Here is a 17531-nt window from a genome sequence, read left to right as displayed (position 1 = left end):
GGAGCGACAAAGTGATCACCACAAAGTTGCAGTTCGCCGCCGTCCCGGCTGGTTAATCTCGGCTGAGGACCCTCATCGGCGCATCCTCGGAACGAGACTCCATGCCATCTGACCCCACCCGGCCGTCCTACACCCGGGCGCAGCGGCGGCTGCTCACCGCCCTCGCCGGCCTCGTCGTCGCCGCGCTCGCCGGCGGCGCGTACGTGCTGACCTACGACGCCCTCCGCGAACTCGCCCTCACCGGCGGGGTGAGCCGCCGCTGGGCGCCGCTGTACCCGGCGATGGCCGACACCCTCGTCGCGATGACGATCCTGTCGCTGGCCGTCACCCGCAACGCCCGCTGGTGGACGCGGCTGCTCCGCTGGACGCTGCTGCTCGCTCTCGTCGCCGGGGGCGCCGCGATCTCCGTCCAGCGCTCGGTCCGGGGCTTGTCCTCGATGCCGGACGACCCGGTCCGCGTCGGTGTGGCGGTGGCGCCGCACGTCATGCTGGTGATCGCGATCTGGCTGTGGCTGACGATGTTCAAGCAGATCCGCGTGGCCCGGCCCGCCGCCGCGGAGGCGGCCCCGGCCGAAACGCAGCGCGGCCATGTGAAGGTCCTGGAGCGCGCCGCGCCCCCGCTGGCCCTGGAGCCGCCCGCCGAGCCCGAAGACCCGGAAGACCTGATCCCCTTCCCCTTCGACCCCAACGGCCCCGATACGCATGTGGGGGGCGCGCACCGGCCCGCTACGCAGGAGACCGCCGAGCACGAGGCAGGCGAAGAGGCGGACGAACAGGACACGGTCGAACACGAGCCCGCCGCGCGCGCGGCATCCCGGCCCGGGCCGGGCGGGTACGGGGGGAGCCTGTCGTCGGAGCCCGCGCCGCCGCTGGACACGTTGCCGGAGCCTCGTCCGCCGCTCGATTCCGCTCCGGCTCTGCTGCCGACGGACGTCGAACTCGTCCGGAGCCGTGACCGGGACGATGCGGAGCAGCGTCCGGTGGCGTCCACGACCCGTCCCGACATCGTGATGCCGGTACCCCCGGGCGGGGACGAGGATCTGCACGACGCACCGCCCGCCGACCGCGCCGAGGACCCCGACGCCGGCGACCCCACGGCCGAGGACTGGAATCCGCCGCCGTCCGGCAATTTCCGCAGCGGCCCCATGCCGCCCGCCGGCTAGCGGAACGGTCCGGGGCTTTCGTCCCGGCGTGAGCGCCCTGTTCCTTAGATGACGAGGGCGGTGGCCATGGCCGCCAGTCCTTCGCCCCGGCCGGTCAGGCCCAGGCCGTCCGTGGTGGTGGCGCTGATCGTCACCGGGGCGCCGGAAAGGGCCTCGGTGAGGGTCTTCTCGGCCTCGGTGCGGCGTTTGCCGATCTTGGGACGGTTGCCGATGATCTGGATGGCCACGTTGCCGATGGTGAAACCCGCCTCATCGACGAGGCGGGCCACCTCGCGGAGCAGGTCGACGCCGGACGCGCCGGACCAGCGCGGGTCGGCGGTGCCGAAGACGGCGCCGAGGTCACCGAGACCGCAGGCCGACAGGAGCGCGTCGCAGGCGGCGTGCGCGGCGACGTCGCCGTCGGAGTGGCCGGCGAGGCCGTGGCCTTCACCGGGCCATTCGAGGCCCGCGACCCAGAGGGGGCGCGGGGTGGACGAGAACGGGTGGACGTCGGTACCGACGCCCACCCGTGGAAGCCGTGTGCTCAACTCGGCCGGCCGCTCAGCTGGCCAGAACCTCGTCCAGCAGGGCCTCTGCCTTGTCCTCGTTGGTCTTCTCGGCGAGCGCGAGCTCGCTGACCAGGATCTGGCGCGCCTTGGCGAGCATCCGCTTCTCGCCGGCCGACAGACCGCGTTCCCTGTCGCGCCGCCAGAGGTCGCGAACGACCTCGGCGACCTTGTTGACGTCGCCGGACGCGAGCTTCTCAAGGTTCGCCTTGTACCGGCGCGACCAGTTGGTGGGCTCTTCGGTGTAGGGTGCGCGAAGCACCTCGAACACCTTTTCAAGTCCCTCCTGGCCGACGACGTCCCGGACGCCCACGTCCTCGACGTTCTCGACCGGGACCCGCACTGTCAGGTCGCCCTTGTCAACCTTCAGGACCAGATAGGTCCTGTCCTCACCCTTGATGGTGCGAGTCTCGATGGCCTCGATCCGAGCAGCCCCATGGTGGGGGTAGACGACGGTGTCGCCGACCTGGAAAGTCATGTGACAAGTACCCCTTCCGCTAAGACCAGGGTAGCACGGAAACGAGCGTGCCTGAACCGGCCTTCCAGACATATCCGCAGGTCAACCCGCATATTGGGGTATTGACAAAGCCCTTTATCGGTGCATCGACGCCCAGTTCTCCACACCCAGAGTAATCACTAGATCACCCGCCTCCCATCGAAACGCCATTACCGGTAAGGGGCACCCGGTTACAAGCATCCAGCCCGCCGGCCACGAGGATGGGTTCCATACTGGATGTGAACACGCCGGGCGGCGCGGGTACGAAGCGCCCGGAAGCGTCTGAATGGGACGGCCGGCCGCGGGGAACGTGAGCCGGGGGAGGTGACGCGTGAGGCCGGACGGCGGCGACCCGGAGCCCGACGACTACGGGCTTCCGCCCGTTGACGTCGTCGTGCCCGACGACGCCCGCGAACTCGAAGGCGACATGCTCGCCTACCTCCGCGAGGAGCGGCGCAGGCGGCACCGGGAGCGGGTCGGGCGGCTGGTCCGGCCGGTGGCCCGGTTCGGCGTCGCGATCCCGATCATCGCGGGGGCGCTGCTGGTCGCGCTGCTCAGCGGCGTGCTCATGACGGCGTTCGGGCCCCGTCCCACGCCCCGGCCGACGGGTGCGCAGCTCGCGGCCCGGCCGTCGGCGAGCCCCGGGGAGATCGGCGGCCTGCTGCCGGACGAGCGGGTCGAGATGGTGGCCCGCGACCGCACCCCCACGGCACTGCGCGACCTGCGTCCCGGCGTGATCGGCATCGTCCCGCCCGCGTACCGGTGCGAGGACGTGGTGGCCGACCTCGCGGGCCGCACCCAGCAGTCCAAGCTGAACTTCTGGCTCGTCGCCGACCCGCGTCCGGCCGGCGGCAAGAAGGCGATGTCGCTGAACGACCTGAGGGCGTGCGCGGGCACCGCCCATAACGGGACGCCGCTGATCCTCGAAGACCGGGACGGCGTCCTCGCCGGGACCTACGCCCCCGGGCCGGGCACGCCCGGCCCGGCGGGCACCGGGCTCACCGCCGTGTTCGTGCAGCCGGACGGCGTCGTCACCGAGGTCGTGCACGCGCCCAGGCCGGGTCCGGAGCTGACCGGGAAGGTGGAGTCGCTCCAGTCGGGGTGACGGCGTGTCGGCGACCCCGGGGAGGGGCTTGCGGCAGGGTCTCGCTACGCTTCCCCTGGCGTATCTCAACGCCACTCTCACAACTTTTCGATGTCACATCTTTGATGACACTTCGCGAGGAGACCGACGCCGTGATCCGAAACAGCCGTCGAGTGGTCGTGCTCGCCGTCGCGGGCGCCGTCGCGATCGCGCCGGTGATCTCCGGTTGCGGCGCCGGCAGGGAACCCCAGTCCGCCGCACCGAGCCGCCTGAGCGAGGGCGTCAACGTGTCGCTCCCGACGAAGAAGGCCGAGGCGGCGCAGATCAACCTGCGCAACATGTTCCTGCTGGGCGGGCAGTCCGGTGAGACGCTCAAGGCGGGCGCGTCCCTACCGCTCTACGGCGTGATGATCAACCAGGTGGAGGGCCGGCAGGACCGCCTGGTCTCGGTCAGCTCGCCCGTCTTCGGCCAGGCGAGGATCGAGGGTGGCGGGATCACGCTGCCGCCCGCCGCGGCGGACGGGACGGGCAGCGCGGTCAAGCTGCTCGGCAAGGCGCACCCGGCCCCCGCGACCACGCCGTCCGGGGAGAAGAAGACCAAGCAGCCCACGGGCACCCCGACGCAGGAGCCCACCGGGACCGGGGCGACGCCGAACACGTCCGGCACCCCGACGTCCGGCAACACGACCGGCCCGCAGGAGAGCGCCCTTCCGGCGACGCCGGCCGGTGAACAGCCGCTCGTGGTGCTGACCGGGCTCACCAGGGACCTGCTCGCCGGAACCGACGTCCCGGTGCGGATGCAGTTCGAGCACGCGGGCACGGTCGAGTTCCAGGCTCCCGTGGTGCCGCACCAGGGGGACTTCCTCACCTACCCGCTGGCCTCGCCGACCGGGCCGGCATCCGGCGGCCCCACCCCGAGCCCCTCGACGAGCCCGTCGCACAGCCCCTCGCACAACCCGTCGCACAGCCCGTCTCCCGGTGCGGCCGAGCCGACGACCGAGCCGACCCAGGGCGCCTGACCGGCAGGCGCCTGCCCCCGAGCGGAAAGGAACGGCCCGTCCGCCGCGGACGGGCCGTTCTCCGTACCGGTCAGGGCTCGAACTTGTAGCCCAGTCCGCGGACGGTGACGATGTGCCGCGGCGTGGACGGCGCCTCCTCGACCTTGGCCCGGAGCCGCTTGATGTGGACGTCCAGCGTCTTGGTGTCGCCCACGTAGTCGGCGCCCCACACGCGGTCGATCAGCTGCATCCGGGTCAGGACGCGGCCGGCGTTGCGCAGCAGCACCTCCAGCAGCTCGAACTCCTTCAGCGGCAACTGGACGGGCTCGCCGCCGACGCTGACCACGTGCCGTTCCACGTCCATCCGGACGGGCCCGGCCTCCAGCGCCACGGGCGCCGGCTCCTCGGCCTCGCCCTGGCGGCGCAGGACGGCCCGCATCCGGGCGACCAGCTCCCGGGTGGAGAACGGCTTGGTCACATAGTCGTCGGCGCCGAGTTCCAGCCCGACGACCTTGTCGACCTCGCTGTCCTTCGCGGTCAGCATGATCACCGGGACGCTGGACCTGGCGCGCAGCTCCCGGCACACCTCGGTGCCGGGCAGCCCCGGCAGCATCAGGTCGAGCAGCACGAGGTCGGCACCGCCCCGCTCGAAGATGTCCAGCGCGTCGGGGCCGGTGGCGGCGACCGCCACCTCGAAGCCCTCCTTGCGCAGGTTGTACGACAGTGCGTCGCTGAACGACTCCTCGTCTTCCACGACGAGCACACGGGTCACGGTGATGCCTCCCGGGCGGTGTTCTCTGGGTCTTTGCCTGCGGTCCCCGCGGCGGGACGGGACGGGCCGTCGAGCAGCGGGAGCCGGATCGTGAACGTCGACCCGTGCCCCTCCTTGCTCCACACCGTCACGTCGCCGCCGTGCTTGCCGGTGACGTGCTTGACGATGGCGAGGCCGAGCCCGGTCCCGCCGGTCTGCCGGGAGCGCGCCGGGTCGACCCGGTAGAAGCGCTCGAAGATCCGGCCGATCTCGCTCTCCGGGATGCCGATGCCCTGGTCGGACACGTTGATCTCGGCATGCCGGTCGTCGCACCGCCGGGTCGAGACCACGACCCGGGTGTTCTCGGGGCTGTAGGCGACGGCGTTGTCGACGAGGTTGCGCAGCGCGGTCACCAGCAGCTCGTGGTCGGCGCGGACCCGCAGGCCCTCCTCGCCGCCGGACGCCAGCTCGATCTCCTTGGCGGACGCCCTGGTCCGGCAGCGTTCGAGCGCCTCCGCCATGACCTCGTCCAGCACGACCGGCTCCAGGGCGGGCAGGGGCTCGTCCCCCTGGACCCGCGACAGCGTCATCAGGTCCTGGACGAGGTTGGTCAGCCGCACCGACTCGTACTGCATCCGCCCGGCGAACCGGCGGACGGCCTCCGGGTCGTCGGCGGCGCCCTCGACGGTCTCGGCCAGCAGCGACAGGGCACCGACCGGGGTCTTCAGCTCATGGCTGACGTTCGCGACGAAGTCGCGGCGGATGGCCTCGGTGCGGTGCATGTCGGTGAGGTCCTCGGCCAGGACGAGGACGAGACCGTGCGACCCGAGCGGCGCGACGCGGACCGCGAACCAGCGCCCGTCCGCCCGGCTCCGCACCCGCGTCGGCCCGACCTGGATCTCGCTCTCCCGGATCTCCCCGTCCCGGCGGACGAGCCGGGTCATGGCGAGGACCTCGTCCACCACCAGCCGGTCGCCGCTGACCAGGCCGAACGCGCGGGCCGCGGAGCTGGCGCGCAGCACCCGGTCCTCGCCGTCCACGACGACGGCGGACGACCGCAGGACGCTGAGCACCGACGCGACACCGGGGGGCAGGGCGCCCACCGGGGTCGCCGGGGCCGCCGTCCGATGGGCTCGTTCGCTCACGCGCACCGCCAATCCAGTCGTGAGCCCGATCGCGAGCCCGGCGAGCCCGGCGAGGCTCGCGACAATCTCGACCTCCACACCTCGGATCGTAGGCGGCCTTCCGACCTGCCCTTCCCAACGGCCCAGGTCGGGACTCGGCCGTTCCCCGAAAGTTCACCTTTCCATGGGGAGGTGTTCATACCGGCGGGGCAGGCTGTGGCGTGGGCGAGTCCGCCCCTCCCGCCCGTCCCCCGGCTCACCTCGAAGGACTTCAATTGCGCGACGCCTACCACGAGGAACTCGACTCCCTCACCGACAGCCTGGTGGAGATGACCCGGCTCGTCCGGTCCGCGATGTCCCGTGCGGTGACCGCCCTGCTGGACGCCGACCTGCGGCTGGCGGAGGAGGTCATCAGCGGTGACGAGCACGTCAACAAGATCGACGCGGACATCGAGGCGACGGTGTTCGACCTGATGGCCCGCCAGCAGCCCGTCGCGGGCGACCTGCGCACCCTGATCACCGCGCTGCGGATGAGCGGTGACCTGGAGCGCATGGGCGACCTCGCCGTCCACCTCGCCAAGACCGCCCGCCGCCGGCACCCCGAGTCGGCCGTCCCGCCGGAGCTGCAGGCCACCGTCCTGGAGATGGGGCAGATCGCCGAACGCATGATCGCCAAGACGGGCAGCGTCATCGCGGCCCAGGACGTGGAGAGGGGCCTCGAACTGGACGCCGACGACGACCAGATGGACCGTCTGCACCGGCGCCTGTTCGACATCCTGCTGTCCCCCAGGTGGAAGCACGGCGTCGAACCGGCCGTCGACATCACGCTGGCCGGACGGTATTTCGAACGCTTCGCCGACCACGCCGTCCACGTGGCGGAGAACGTCGTCTATCTGGTGACCGGCCGGCGCCCGGAAGAGATCAACGATTTTTCCTGACCAGAGCTTTCCCACCTGGGTCTGGACGGCATGATCCGCTTTCGTTAGCTTGGCGGTTCATGATGCTGATGAGGGCACTCGTACGGAAGTTGTCGTTCGCTGGAGTGTGCGGCGCCGTGGTCGCGGCGTCACTCACCGTACCGGCCACCGCGAACGCGGACACCGGCAAGCCGGGGTGGCGGCTGACCCCGACCGGCACCGAGGCGCGGCTGCGCGGGCTGGCGGCGGTCGGCCGCGACGTCGCCTGGCTCTCGGGCAGCGGCGGGACGGTGCTGCGGACCACCGACGGCGGCCGGACCTGGCAGAACGTCGCCCCGCCCGGCACCGCGGGCCTGGACTTCCGCGACATCGAGGCGTTCGACGCGCGGCGGGCCGTCGTGCTGGCGATCGGCAGCGGCGACGCGTCCCGCCTCTACCGGACCTCGGACGGCGGCCGCACCTGGACGCTCGGCTTCAAGAACGACGAGCCCACGGCGTTCTACGACTGCGTCACGTTCTTCGACTCCCGGCACGGGCTGGCCATGAGCGACCCCGTGGACGGCAAGTTCCGGATCATCGCCACCCGGGACGGCGGACGTAGCTGGCGCGTGCTGCCGTCCAAGGGCATGCCGCCGGCGCTGGAGGGCGAGATGGGGTTCGCGGCCAGCGGGCAATGCCTGGTCGGCCAGGGGTCCCGGGATGTGTGGCTCGCCACGGGCGGCGGGTCCCGGGCGCGCGTGTTCCACTCCGGGGACCGCGGCCTCACCTGGACGGTCGCCGACACGCCGCTGCCCAGCGGCCCGACCCAGGGCGCGTTCGCGGTCGCGTTCCGCGACTCCCGGCACGGCATCGTGGTCGGCGGCGACTACCGCCCCGGCGCCTCGTCCCCGCAGGCCGCGGCGACGACCAGCGACGGCGGCCGCACCTGGCGGCCCGCACGGACTCCCCCGGCCGAATTCCGGTCGGGAGTGACATGGCCGCGGTACTCGGGCCAGGCCGCGCTCACCGTCGGCCCGACGGGCAGTGACGTCACCTTCACCGGCGGCCGCACATGGACCCAGTTCGACGGCGGCAGCTTCGACACCGTGGACTGCGCGTCCGACGGCGGCTGCTGGGCCGCCGGCGAGAAGGGCCGCGCCGCCCGCCTCACCGTCCGGTTCCCCAGGTAGCCCTTCCGGTTCCCAGGTAGCAGCAGCCCCCGCGCCGCAGGGCGCGGGGGCTTTCCCCTTGGGGCACTTCTTGCGGCCCTCAGCGGGTCACTTCTTGCGGCCTCGCCTCGGCTTGTCCTTGGACTTGGCGTCCTTCGCGGGCGGGGCCGGGGCCTTGGGCTCGTCCTTCTTGGCGGCGCCCTGGTTCTTGACGGCCTCGATCGCGGCCTTGGCGGCTGCCGGGTCGAGGTACTCGCCGCCGCGCTTGAGGGGCGCGAAGTCGTCGTCCAGCTCGTAGACGAGCGGGATGCCGGTCGGGATGTTCAGGCCGACGATCTGCTCGTCGGAGACGTCGTCCAGGTGCTTGACCAGCGCGCGGAGCGAGTTGCCGTGCGCGGCGACCAGGACGGTCCTGCCGGCGGCCAGGTCCGGGACGATCGAGTCGTACCAGTAGGGCAGCAGGCGGTCCACGACGTCGGCGAGGCATTCCGAGCGCGGGATCAGCTCGGACGGCAGCTCGGCGTACCGGAGGTCGTTGACCTGGGACAGGGGGTCGTCGTCCTTGATGGGCGGCGGCGGGGTGTCGTAAGAGCGGCGCCAGACCATGAACTGCTCTTCGCCGAACTCCTCGCGCGTCTGCGCCTTGTTCTTGCCCTGGAGGGCGCCGTAGTGGCGCTCGTTCAGCCGCCAGGAGCGCTTGACGGGGATCCAGAGGAGGTCGGCGACGTCCAAGGCGATGTTGGCGGTGCGGATGGCCCGCTTCAGCAGGGAGGTGTGCACCACGTCGGGGGTGATGTCGGCGTCGAGCAGCAGGTCGCCGCCGCGGGTCGCCTCGCTTTCGCCCTTCGCGGACAGGTCGACGTCCACCCAGCCGGTGAACAGCCCTTCCGCGTTCCAGACGCTTTCGCCATGCCGGAGCAATACCAGGGTCGCCATGACACCAGAGCCTATCGGCCCGGCGCTGGTCACTCGCGGTTGGCCGGGTCCGCGAAGGAGGCGAACGCCTGCAGGTTGGCGAGGCTCTCGCCGCGCTTGACCCGCCAGTCCCACTCGCGCTGGATGGACGTCTTGAATCCGTGTTCGAGGGCCTTGTCGAAGTTCTCGTCGGAGTAGGTGAGGACGCAGCCGAGGATGCGGTCGATCTCGTCCGGGGAGATCGCCGCGAGCGGGAGCCTCCCGACGAGGTGAACGTCGCCGACGTCGTCCAGCGCGAACGCGACCCCGTACATCCCGCCGTTCTTCTCCAGGAGGAACCGGTAGAACTCGGCGTGGTTCTCATCGGGGCGGCGGCAGAAGAACGCCTCGACGTGCAGGGAGTGGTCGCCGACGATCAGCCACGTCATGGTGGCGAGCTTGTGCTGCCCGGGGAGCTTGACGAAGAACGCGTTCTCGCGCGGCTCGTCGAACTCCAGTTCGGCGGCCTTCAGCGTCTCCCTGATGGTCTCGACGGGGTTCACACCTGCTCCACGGTTCGCTTCGCTCATGCTGAGACCTCCGCGGCCACGGGAACGGGCATCATGGCACCGGTATACACGTCCAGGAGGCGGTCGACGGTGGCGTCCCAGCCGAAGCCGGCCGCGTGCCGGACGGCGCCGCGGGCGAGCCGCGCGTGCAGGCCGGGCTCGGCGTGCAGGCGGCGCAGGACGGCGGCGTAGTCGGCCGGGTCGTGGCCGGAGATCAGCACGCCGGACTCGCCGTCCGCGACCGCGGTGCACAGGCCGCCGACGCGGGACGCGACGACGGGCGTCCCGCACGCCTGCGACTCGACCGCGACCAGCCCGAACGACTCGCTGTGGGACGGGACGACGGTGACGTCCGCGGCCCGGTACCAGTCGGCCAGCTCCGCCTGCGGGCTCGGCGGCTCGAAGCGCATGACGTCGGAGATGCCGAGGTCGGCGGCGAGGGACTGCAGGCCCTCCGGGCGGCAGCGTCCGGAGCCGGACGGTCCGCCGACGACGGCGACGACGAGCTTCGAGCGCAGCGACGGGTCGTCGGCGAGCATGCGGGCGACGGCGCGCAGCAGGACGTCCGGTGCCTTGAGCGGCTGGATCCGGCCGACGAACAGCAGCACGTACGCGTCGCGCGGCAGGCCGAGACGGCGGCGGGCGGGGCCGGTGCGATGCGGGAGGAGTCCGGCGCCGCGGGCGAGGAGCGGCGACTCGGGACGGAACAGGGAGAGGTCGACGCCGGGGCTGACGGTCGCGACGCGCGCGGGGTCGGCGTCGTAGAGGCCGACGAGTTCGCGGGCCTCCTTGGCGGTGTTGGCGATGAGATGGTCGGCCGAGGCCGCGACCTGCTCCTCGCCGAGGACGCGCTCGGCCGGTTCGGGCTTGTCGTCGCCCGCGAGGGCCGCGTTCTTGACCTTCGCCATCGTGTGCATGGAGTGGACGAGCGGGACGCCCCAGCGCTGCTTCACCGCCCACCCGGCCTGCCCGGAAAGCCAGTAGTGCGTGTGCAGAAGGTCGTAGTGGCCGGGCTCGTGGGCCGCCTCGACCCGCAGGACCCCGGAGGTGAAGCCGCACAGATGGCGGGAGAGGTCGGTCTTGTCCAGTTCCTCGAACGGCCCGGCGACGATGTTCCGGACGAGGACGCCCGGCGCGAGTTCCACGACCGGGGGCAGGGCCCGCGAGGTCGCACGGGTGAAGATGTCGACTTCCACGCCCCGGGCGGCCAGCCGTTTGGCCACCTCGACGATGTAGACGTTCATGCCGCCCGCGTCGCCGGTACCAGGTTGGTCGAGGGGGGAAGTATGAATACTGACCGTCGCAACCCGGTTGATACGACGCGACACTGCACACCACCTCCGGTGTTGCAACCTATCGACCGTGTTAGGTGTTCCCTCAGCAAGGGCGGCATTCGTGACATCTCGCCACAGTGATCGGTCTCACCGGCGCCCCGCGCCCGCCGACCTGGGAGGCTGGGCGCATGCGTAAGACCGCGATAGTGACCGGAGCAAGCAGCGGGATCGGGGCCGCCACGGCGAGGCGCCTGGCGGCGGAGGGGTTCAACGTCGTGCTCGCCGCGCGGCGCCGCGACCGGATCGACGCACTGGCCAAGGAGATCACCGAGACCGTGCCGGGCGCGGGCAAGGTGGCGCCGTTCACCCTGGACGTGACGTCGCAGGAGTCGGTGGACGCGCTCGCGGCGGCGGTCGGCACCTGCCACGTCCTGGTCAACAACGCCGGCGGCGCGCTCGGCCTCGACCCGGTCGCGAGCGCCGACCTCGCCGAGTGGCAGGTGATGTACGACACGAACGTCCTCGGGCTCGCCCGGGTCACCAAGGCGGTGCTGCCGAAGCTGATCGAGAGCGGCGTCGGGCATGTGGTCAACATCACTTCGCTCGCCGCGCACGTCGCGTACGAGGGCGGCGGCGGGTACAACGCGGCCAAGTTCGCGGCCCACGCGGTCAACGAGGTGATGCGGCTGGAACTGGTGGCCGAGCCGGTCCGGATCACCGAGATCGCGCCGGGGCTGGTGAAGACGGAGGAGTTCTCGCTGGTCCGGTTCCGCGGGGACGCGGAGAAGGCCGCCAAGCCGTACGAGGGCGTCCCGGAACCGCTGGTCGCCGAGGACATCGCCGACTGCGTGGCCTGGGCCGTCACCCGTCCGCCGCACGTCAACATCGACCGCATCGACGTCCAGCCGCGCGTGCAGGCCGCCCCCCACAAGCTTCATCGCGAGTAGGGCTTCACCGGCGGCGGGGCGCGACCGCCGTCCAGGGGAGGGTCACCTCACCGAGGCGCCAGCGGTTCCGTCCACCGTACGGAGGACGGGTCAGGACGGGGTGGGTTCGCGCCAGCAGCGACACGGCCTCGACCCAGCGCGCACGTGGGCCGAACGCAGAGTGCGGCGCGGCCATGGCCCAGCACCGGTCGAACGCGGTCAGCAGCGCGTGGACGGGTTCGCCGGGGAGGTTCCGGTGGATCAGCGTCTTCGGCAGCCGTTCCGCCAGCACGGACGGGCGCTCCAGCGAGCCCAGATGAGCCGCGAACGTGATGGTCTGGGGGCCGTCCTTGGTGAGGGTGACCCAGACCGCGCGGCGCCCGATCTCGTCGCACGTCCCCTCGACGAGTACGCCCGAGGGCGCCAGGCGCGCGCGCAGATCGTCCCAGGCGCGCCAGGCCGCCGGCTCCTCGTACTGCCGTAGGACGTTGAACGCTCTGACCAGCACGGGCGGACGTGGAACCGGCAGCTCGAACCCGCCGCGCCGGAACGACAGCCCCTCGTACGGCCGCCCGGCGGACGCTCCGGGGCCCCCGGCGGCCACGTTCAGCGAGGCCAGGAAGGCATGGCCGGCGGCGACCCTCGCGGGCTCTATCTCGATGCCGACGATCTCCAGGCCGGGCGAGACGGGACGGAGCCGGGTGTAGAGCTCGACGGTGGTGATCGGGGACGCGCCATAGCCGAGGTCGACGGCCAGCGGACGCGGGTCCGAGCGCAGCGGGACGGCCTGGGTGGCGGCGATCCAGCGGTCGATGCGGCGCAGCCGGTTGGGAGCGGTGGTGCCGCGGGTGACCTCCCCCCGCGGCTTGTGGGCTGGGGGCACGCGGTAATTGTTCCTTGTCGCCCGCTATGCCCCGTACGTCTTCCGGCTCCATCCGAGCCACCCAGAACCAGATTCGGTAAGTTCTCGGTTACGGTGCTGCCGACGCCGTCTCCCGAGGAGTGCCGATGCTCGATCTGGCGACCCTGCACGAGGCCATCGCCGCCGCCGTCCCCGACCGCGAGTGCCTGGTGTGGCGCGACCGCCGGATGACCTGGCGCGAGATCACCGACCGGACGCGGCGGCTGGCGAACGTCCTGCACGGGCACGGCCTCGGCCTGCACGGCGCGGCGTGCGAGCCATGGGAGTCACCGCACGACCACCTCGCCCTCTACCTGCACAACGGCCCGGAATACCTGGAGGGCCTGGTAGGCGCGCACAAGGCGCGGGTCGCCCCGTTCAACGTCAACTACCGGTACGTGGACGGCGAACTCGCCCACCTGTTCGGCGACGCCCGCCCGGCCGCCGTGCTCTACCACGCGCGTTTCGCGGACGCGATCGGACGCGTCGTCGAGCGGCTCCCCCGGCCGCCCCTGCTCCTCCAGGTGGCGGACGGGTCCGGCGCCGCCCTCCTGCCCGGCGCTCTCGACTACGAGGACGCCCTCGCCAAGGCGTCGCCCGATCCCCTGCCGCTGCGCCCCGACGCCCGCGACCTGCACATCCTCTACACCGGCGGCACCACGGGCATGCCGAAGGGCGTGCTGTGGCGGATCGGCGACCTGATGCTCGGCCCGCTCGGGCTCCGGCGCCGCGACGGCGCGCCGATCATCGATCTCGGCGAGGCCGTGGAGCGGGCGGTGCGCGGCGATGTCCGGGTCCTCGTCGGCCCGCCGCTCATGCACGGCGCGGGCACATGGTCGGCGCTCGGCGGCTGGTGCGGCGGCGGCTGCGTGGTGTTCCCCGACCGGGTGGACGGCCTGGACGCCGCCGACCTGATGGCCACCGCCGAGCGCGCGCGCATCACCCGGATGCCGCTGGTCGGGGACGCGTTCGCCCGGCCGATCGTCGCGGCGCTGGAGGCCCGTCCCCACGACCTCGGCTCGCTCCGCACGTTCGTGAACTCCGCCGCCGCGATCAGCCCCGGCGTGCAGGCGCGGATGCTGGAACTCCTGCCGCACGCGCGGATCGTGGACGTTCTCGGCTCCTCCGAGTCCGGGTTCCAGGTGACCCGGAGCGGCTCGTCCGCGACGGCGTTCGCCGCCGTGCCCGGCACGGCCGTCCTGTCCGCCGACCGGTCCCGGCGGCTCACGCCCGGCGAGGACGAACTGGGCTGGCTGGCCAAGGGCGGCGGCTCGATCCCGCTCGGCTACCTCGGCGACCCGGTGAAGACCGCGTCCACGTTCCGCACCGTGGACGGCGAACGGCTGGTCGTGGCGGGCGACCGGGCGCGGCTGCTCGCGGACGGCACCGTCGAGGTGCACGGACGCGAGGCCACGACGATCAACACGGGCGGCGAGAAGGTGTTCGCGGAGGAGGTCGAGACCGTGCTGCGCGGGCTGCCGGGCGTCGCGGACGCGCTGGTCGTCGGCCGGCCGAGCCGGCGCTGGGGCACCGAGATCGTCGCGGTGATCACCCCCGCCGGCGCCCCGCCCGACGACGAGCTGCGCGCGGGCTGCGCCGCCCACCTGGCCCGCTACAAGATCCCGAAGGCGTTCGTGCGCACCGGCGCGTCCCTCCGCCTCCCCAACGGCAAGGCCGACTACGCGGCCGCCCGCGCACTGCTGACCTGAACGAAATTCGGTTCGGCTCTGTACGGCGGCACCCGCCGCGCGAGATCCTTGCGGCATGCCCGACCTGCACAGCCTGCTCGCCGACCTCGCCGCCGAGGGCGACTCCGTCGACGCCCTGGTCGCCCCGCTGCCCGCCGCGCGCTGGGCGGATCCCACCCCGGCCGAAGGCTGGACGATCGCCCACCAGATCGCCCATCTCGCCTGGACGGACCACCAGGCCGTCGTCGCGGCCACCGATGCCGCCGCATTCGCGAAACTCGTCGAGCGGGCGCTGGCCGATCCCGGCGGCTACGTCGAGGCGGGCGCGCGGGAAGGCGCCGAGGAGGACCCGGCCGGCCTTCTCGCGCGCTGGCGCGACGGACGCCGCCGCATGGCGGGCGCCCTCGCCGCCGTCCCGCCGGGCACCCGCCTCCCCTGGTTCGGCCCGCCGATGAGCCCCGCGTCCATGACCACCGCGCGCCTGATGGAAACATGGGCGCACGGCGAGGACATCGCCGACGCGGTCGGCGAAACCCGCGAGCCCACGCACCGGCTCCGCCACGTCGCGCACATCGGCGTCCGCACCCGCGACTTCGCGTTCCGCACCCGGGGCCTGGAGCCGCCGGCCGAGGAGTTCCGCGTCGTCCTGCGCGGTCCCGGCGGCGAGGAGTGGACGTGGGGCCCGCCGGAGGCGCGCCAGTCCGTGACCGGCCCCGCGCGCGACTTCTGCCACGCCGTCACCCAGCGCCGCCACCGCGCCGACCTCGGCCTCGTCGCCACCGGCCCGGACGCCGGCCGCTGGCTGGACATCGCCCAGGCCTTCGCCGGCCCGCCCGGCACCGGCCGCGCCCCCGCGTCCGCCTGAGAGATCGGCCACTGATCAGCGGATTCGGATTCGGCCGGGACGATCTTGGAGAGGTCTTCGATATGACGATTCTGATTGCCTTCGACGGTTCTGACGACGCGCGGAGCGCGGTGGAGTACGCGGCACGGCACCTCAGGCCCGAGCCGACCGTGATCATGACGGTGTGGGAGCCGCTGCTGACGCAGATCACCTGGGCGCCGCTGGCCACCGCGACCCCGGTCACCGCGGAGGCGCCCGGTGACAAGTACGAGGAGGAGAAGCAGGCCGAGCAGCTCGCGGGCAGGGGCGCGGAGATCGCGCTGGCCGCCGGGTCGACCGAGGTGACGACGCGGGCCGAGCGCGGCGGCGGGCCGGTGTGGGCCGCCATCGTGGACGTCGCGGACGAGTTGAACGCGTCCTTGGTCGTCACCGGTTCCCGCGGTCTGGCGGGTGCCCGGTCGGTGATCCTGGGCAGCGTCTCGACCCGCGTCCTGCACCATGCGCACCGTCCGGTCCTGGTGGTGCCGCCGCCCAAGGAGGATTGACCGGTGCCCCTTGCGGGGGGCGTGCGGGGCGCCCCCCTGACACGATCAGGCCATGCCCAGGGCGCGTGCGAAGGCGCCGTAGCCGTCCTCGGTGAAGAGCACGAAGCGAGCGTCGGCGACCTGGGTCGCGGTGGAGCGGACGGTGCCGACGGCGATGCGGGCGGCGTCGTCCATGGGCCAGCCGTAGATGCCCGCCGACACCGCCGGGAAGGCGATCGAGCCGGCGCCCAGTTCGTCCGCCACCCGCAGGGACTCGCGGTAGCAGGAGCTCAACTGGCCGGAGCGGTCCTCGGCCGAGGAGTACACCGGCCCGACGGTGTGGATGACCCAGCGGGCGGCCAGCCGCCCGGCCGCCGTCGCGACCGCCTGGCCGGCCGGCAGGCCGCCACCGTAGTGGGAGGCGCGCAGCCTGCGGCACTCGGCCAGGATCTCGGGGCCGCCGCGGCGGTGGATCGCGCCGTCCACCCCGCCCCCGCCCAGCAGCGACGAGTTGGCCGCGTTCACGACCGCGTCGACCTCCTGCTCGGTGATGTCGCCCCGGACGAGAGTGATCTTCATGTGCGCGCCCTCCACGATGGCCGGACCCCGTCAGATGACAAGAATTCTCACCCGCGCCGGACGTGAAACGCGTTCGACCGATTCCCGACGGTACGCTCATGGGCGGACGAGGCCCGGGGGGACGGCGCGGCTCGTCCGACTTCGTCCGGCCGGGCACAGGGGGGTTACCATGCCGAAACGCCAGGCGCAGTCCAGACAGACGATCTCACAAGGCGTGACAGTCGCGGAGGTACTCCCTTGAAGATTCTCCTCGCCGGAGCGACCGGAGTCGTCGGTCGCCGGCTGATCCCGCTGCTCGTCCAGGCGGGCCATGAGGTCGCGGGGACGACGCGCCGGACCGAACGCACCGGGCTGCTCGGCGACCTCGGCGCCACGCCCGTCGTCGTGGACATGCTCCACGGCCCGGCGGTGCGCAAGGCCGTCGCGCAGGTACGTCCGGACATCGTGATCCACCAGCTCACCGACCTCAGCGAAGAGGACTTCGCCGCCAACTCGCGGCTGCGGATCGCCGGCACCCGCAACCTGGTGGACGCCGCCAAGGCCGCGGGCGTCGAGACGATGATCGCGCAGAGCATCGCGTGGCTGTACGTGCCGGGCGACACGGCGGCCGTCGAGACCGACCCGCTCGACTCCTCGCTGCTCCCGTACGAGGGCGTCGCGGCGCTGGAGGAGGCCGTCGGCGAGATGCCGCACGGCGTGGTGCTGCGCTACGGGGCGCTCTACGGCCCCGGGACGTGGTACGCGCCGGACGGCGCCATCGCCGAGCGGGTGCGCGCGGGCAGCCTGCGCCCCACGCCGTCGTGGACGTCGTTCGTGCACGCCGACGACGCCGCGTCGGCGGCGCTCGCGGCGCTGGACTGGCCCGCCGGGGCCGTCAACATCGTCGACGACGAGCCGGCGACCACGGCGGACTGGCTGCCGGTCTACAGCGCGGCCCTCGGCGCGCCCACGCCGGGCAGCGCCGGCAGGCACGCCGCGGCGACGGGCCGCCCGGTGTCCAACGCGAAGGCGCTGGGCCTCGGGTGGAAGCCGCAGGTCGCGTCGTGGCGTGCCGGCTTCGCGCAGATGGAGGCGGGGGTGGACGGCCCCGTCCCCTCCAACTGACC

19 protein-coding genes are annotated in these 17531 nt (G+C 72.6%); 10 read left to right on the top strand and 9 right to left on the bottom strand.

Annotated features, from left to right (window positions below):
• Positions 1 to 101 precede the first annotated feature (101 nt).
• Positions 102 to 1163, top strand: a complete 1062-nt coding sequence (locus tag AF1_RS12340) for a DUF2637 domain-containing protein (protein WP_067796899.1) — start codon at positions 102 to 104, stop codon at positions 1161 to 1163.
• 44 nt (positions 1164 to 1207) lie between these two features.
• Here the strand turns inward: AF1_RS12340 and ispF are convergent, their stop codons facing one another.
• Both ispF and AF1_RS12330 read right to left on the bottom strand, forming a co-directional pair.
• The gene (gene ispF / locus AF1_RS12335) at positions 1208 to 1669 is read right to left on the bottom strand and encodes a 2-C-methyl-D-erythritol 2,4-cyclodiphosphate synthase (protein ID WP_067796896.1); all 462 of its coding nucleotides are present in this window, start codon (positions 1667 to 1669) and stop codon (positions 1208 to 1210) included.
• A gap of 34 nt (positions 1670 to 1703) precedes the next feature.
• Positions 1704 to 2186, bottom strand: a complete 483-nt coding sequence (locus AF1_RS12330; protein WP_067634555.1) for a CarD family transcriptional regulator — start codon at positions 2184 to 2186, stop codon at positions 1704 to 1706.
• A gap of 349 nt (positions 2187 to 2535) precedes the next feature.
• Between AF1_RS12330 and AF1_RS34265 the strand changes: the two genes are divergently transcribed.
• Entirely contained in the window at positions 2536 to 3309 is a 774-nt protein-coding gene (locus tag AF1_RS34265) for a hypothetical protein (RefSeq protein ID WP_067796894.1), read from the top strand.
• 131 nt (positions 3310 to 3440) lie between these two features.
• Positions 3441 to 4307 (top strand): hypothetical protein, encoded by an 867-nt coding sequence (locus AF1_RS12320; protein WP_131732336.1) that lies wholly within the window; start codon positions 3441 to 3443, stop codon positions 4305 to 4307.
• 70 nt (positions 4308 to 4377) lie between these two features.
• Here AF1_RS12320 and AF1_RS12315 read toward each other — a convergent pair whose 3' ends face one another.
• Together AF1_RS12315 and AF1_RS12310 are read right to left on the bottom strand one after the other, a co-directional pair.
• Positions 4378 to 5058, bottom strand: a complete 681-nt coding sequence (locus AF1_RS12315) for a response regulator transcription factor (protein ID WP_067796889.1) — start codon at positions 5056 to 5058, stop codon at positions 4378 to 4380.
• Positions 5055 to 6260: a sensor histidine kinase gene (locus AF1_RS12310; RefSeq protein ID WP_067796886.1), complete on the bottom strand. Its 1206-nt coding sequence runs from the start codon at positions 6258 to 6260 to the stop codon at positions 5055 to 5057. Before AF1_RS12310 ends, AF1_RS12315 begins: the two co-directional genes overlap by 4 nt.
• A gap of 176 nt (positions 6261 to 6436) precedes the next feature.
• Here AF1_RS12310 and phoU point away from each other — a divergent pair, with 176 nt between their 5' ends.
• Positions 6437 to 7099 (top strand): phosphate signaling complex protein PhoU, encoded by a 663-nt coding sequence (phoU, locus tag AF1_RS12305; protein ID WP_067796883.1) that lies wholly within the window; start codon positions 6437 to 6439, stop codon positions 7097 to 7099.
• A gap of 59 nt (positions 7100 to 7158) precedes the next feature.
• A complete protein-coding gene (locus AF1_RS12300; protein ID WP_207393924.1) occupies positions 7159 to 8247 on the top strand; it encodes a beta propeller repeat protein in 1089 nt (362 codons plus the stop codon).
• A gap of 87 nt (positions 8248 to 8334) precedes the next feature.
• Here the strand turns inward: AF1_RS12300 and AF1_RS12295 are convergent, their stop codons facing one another.
• The 3 genes from AF1_RS12295 to mshA are packed head-to-tail and all read right to left on the bottom strand — an operon-like array spanning position 8335 to position 11017.
• Positions 8335 to 9162, bottom strand: a complete 828-nt coding sequence (locus tag AF1_RS12295) for a phosphoglyceromutase (RefSeq protein WP_067796880.1) — start codon at positions 9160 to 9162, stop codon at positions 8335 to 8337.
• A gap of 29 nt (positions 9163 to 9191) precedes the next feature.
• Positions 9192 to 9710: a type III secretion system chaperone family protein gene (locus AF1_RS12290; protein WP_067796877.1), complete on the bottom strand. Its 519-nt coding sequence runs from the start codon at positions 9708 to 9710 to the stop codon at positions 9192 to 9194.
• Positions 9707 to 11017 carry a D-inositol-3-phosphate glycosyltransferase gene (gene mshA / locus AF1_RS12285; protein WP_067796874.1) on the bottom strand — a complete coding sequence of 437 codons (1311 nt, stop codon included), beginning with the start codon at positions 11015 to 11017 and terminating at the stop codon, positions 9707 to 9709. The genes AF1_RS12290 and mshA overlap by 4 nt, the downstream gene beginning before the upstream one ends.
• 134 nt (positions 11018 to 11151) lie before the next feature.
• Here mshA and AF1_RS12280 point away from each other — a divergent pair, with 134 nt between their 5' ends.
• Positions 11152 to 11910, top strand: coding sequence for an SDR family NAD(P)-dependent oxidoreductase (locus tag AF1_RS12280; RefSeq protein ID WP_067796871.1), 759 nt, complete (start codon positions 11152 to 11154; stop codon positions 11908 to 11910).
• 4 nt (positions 11911 to 11914) lie between these two features.
• On the opposite strand, the gene AF1_RS12275 is transcribed toward AF1_RS12280, so the two are convergent.
• A complete protein-coding gene (locus tag AF1_RS12275; RefSeq protein ID WP_067796868.1) occupies positions 11915 to 12772 on the bottom strand; it encodes a methylase in 858 nt (285 codons plus the stop codon).
• 125 nt (positions 12773 to 12897) lie between these two features.
• Here AF1_RS12275 and AF1_RS12270 point away from each other — a divergent pair, with 125 nt between their 5' ends.
• From AF1_RS12270 to AF1_RS12260, 3 genes are all read left to right on the top strand, one after another.
• Positions 12898 to 14499 carry an AMP-binding protein gene (locus tag AF1_RS12270; RefSeq protein ID WP_067796865.1) on the top strand — a complete coding sequence of 534 codons (1602 nt, stop codon included), beginning with the start codon at positions 12898 to 12900 and terminating at the stop codon, positions 14497 to 14499.
• 55 nt (positions 14500 to 14554) lie between these two features.
• Entirely contained in the window at positions 14555 to 15343 is a 789-nt protein-coding gene (locus AF1_RS12265) for a TIGR03084 family metal-binding protein (RefSeq protein WP_067796862.1), read from the top strand.
• Between the two features lie 62 nt (positions 15344 to 15405).
• Entirely contained in the window at positions 15406 to 15867 is a 462-nt protein-coding gene (locus AF1_RS12260) for a universal stress protein (RefSeq protein ID WP_067796859.1), read from the top strand.
• A gap of 45 nt (positions 15868 to 15912) precedes the next feature.
• Here the strand turns inward: AF1_RS12260 and AF1_RS12255 are convergent, their stop codons facing one another.
• Positions 15913 to 16425, bottom strand: coding sequence for an O-acetyl-ADP-ribose deacetylase (locus AF1_RS12255; RefSeq protein WP_067796856.1), 513 nt, complete (start codon positions 16423 to 16425; stop codon positions 15913 to 15915).
• Positions 16426 to 16662: 237 nt separating this feature from the next.
• Here AF1_RS12255 and AF1_RS12250 point away from each other — a divergent pair, with 237 nt between their 5' ends.
• Complete coding sequence (locus AF1_RS12250; protein WP_067796854.1) at positions 16663 to 17529, top strand: NAD-dependent epimerase/dehydratase family protein; 867 nt, start codon at positions 16663 to 16665, stop codon at positions 17527 to 17529.
• The last annotated feature ends 2 nt before the right edge of the window (positions 17530 to 17531 follow it).

Origin of the sequence: Actinomadura formosensis NBRC 14204 (assembly GCF_001552155.1) — a bacterium.
GTDB lineage: Bacteria > Actinomycetota > Actinomycetes > Streptosporangiales > Streptosporangiaceae > Spirillospora > Spirillospora formosensis.
Note: the sequence above shows the minus strand (reverse complement) of the source record. Positions and strands in the feature narration are given on the sequence as shown.

Excerpts from the sequence above, each read along its gene's own strand:
- AF1_RS12265 (WP_067796862.1), top strand. The coding sequence starts at position 14,555 with ATGCCCGACCTGCACAGCCTGCTCGCCGACCTCGCCGCCGAGGGCGAC.
- AF1_RS12260 (WP_067796859.1), top strand. The coding sequence starts at position 15,406 with ATGACGATTCTGATTGCCTTCGACGGTTCTGACGACGCGCGGAGCGCG.
- AF1_RS12295 (WP_067796880.1), bottom strand. The coding sequence starts at position 9,162 with ATGGCGACCCTGGTATTGCTCCGGCATGGCGAAAGCGTCTGGAACGCG.
- AF1_RS12255 (WP_067796856.1), bottom strand. The coding sequence starts at position 16,425 with ATGAAGATCACTCTCGTCCGGGGCGACATCACCGAGCAGGAGGTCGAC.
- AF1_RS12290 (WP_067796877.1), bottom strand. The coding sequence starts at position 9,710 with ATGAGCGAAGCGAACCGTGGAGCAGGTGTGAACCCCGTCGAGACCATC.
- AF1_RS12280 (WP_067796871.1), top strand. The coding sequence starts at position 11,152 with ATGCGTAAGACCGCGATAGTGACCGGAGCAAGCAGCGGGATCGGGGCC.
- AF1_RS12340 (WP_067796899.1), top strand. The coding sequence starts at position 102 with ATGCCATCTGACCCCACCCGGCCGTCCTACACCCGGGCGCAGCGGCGG.
- AF1_RS12330 (WP_067634555.1), bottom strand. The coding sequence starts at position 2,186 with ATGACTTTCCAGGTCGGCGACACCGTCGTCTACCCCCACCATGGGGCT.
- AF1_RS12300 (WP_207393924.1), top strand. The coding sequence starts at position 7,159 with ATGATGCTGATGAGGGCACTCGTACGGAAGTTGTCGTTCGCTGGAGTG.
- AF1_RS12270 (WP_067796865.1), top strand. The coding sequence starts at position 12,898 with ATGCTCGATCTGGCGACCCTGCACGAGGCCATCGCCGCCGCCGTCCCC.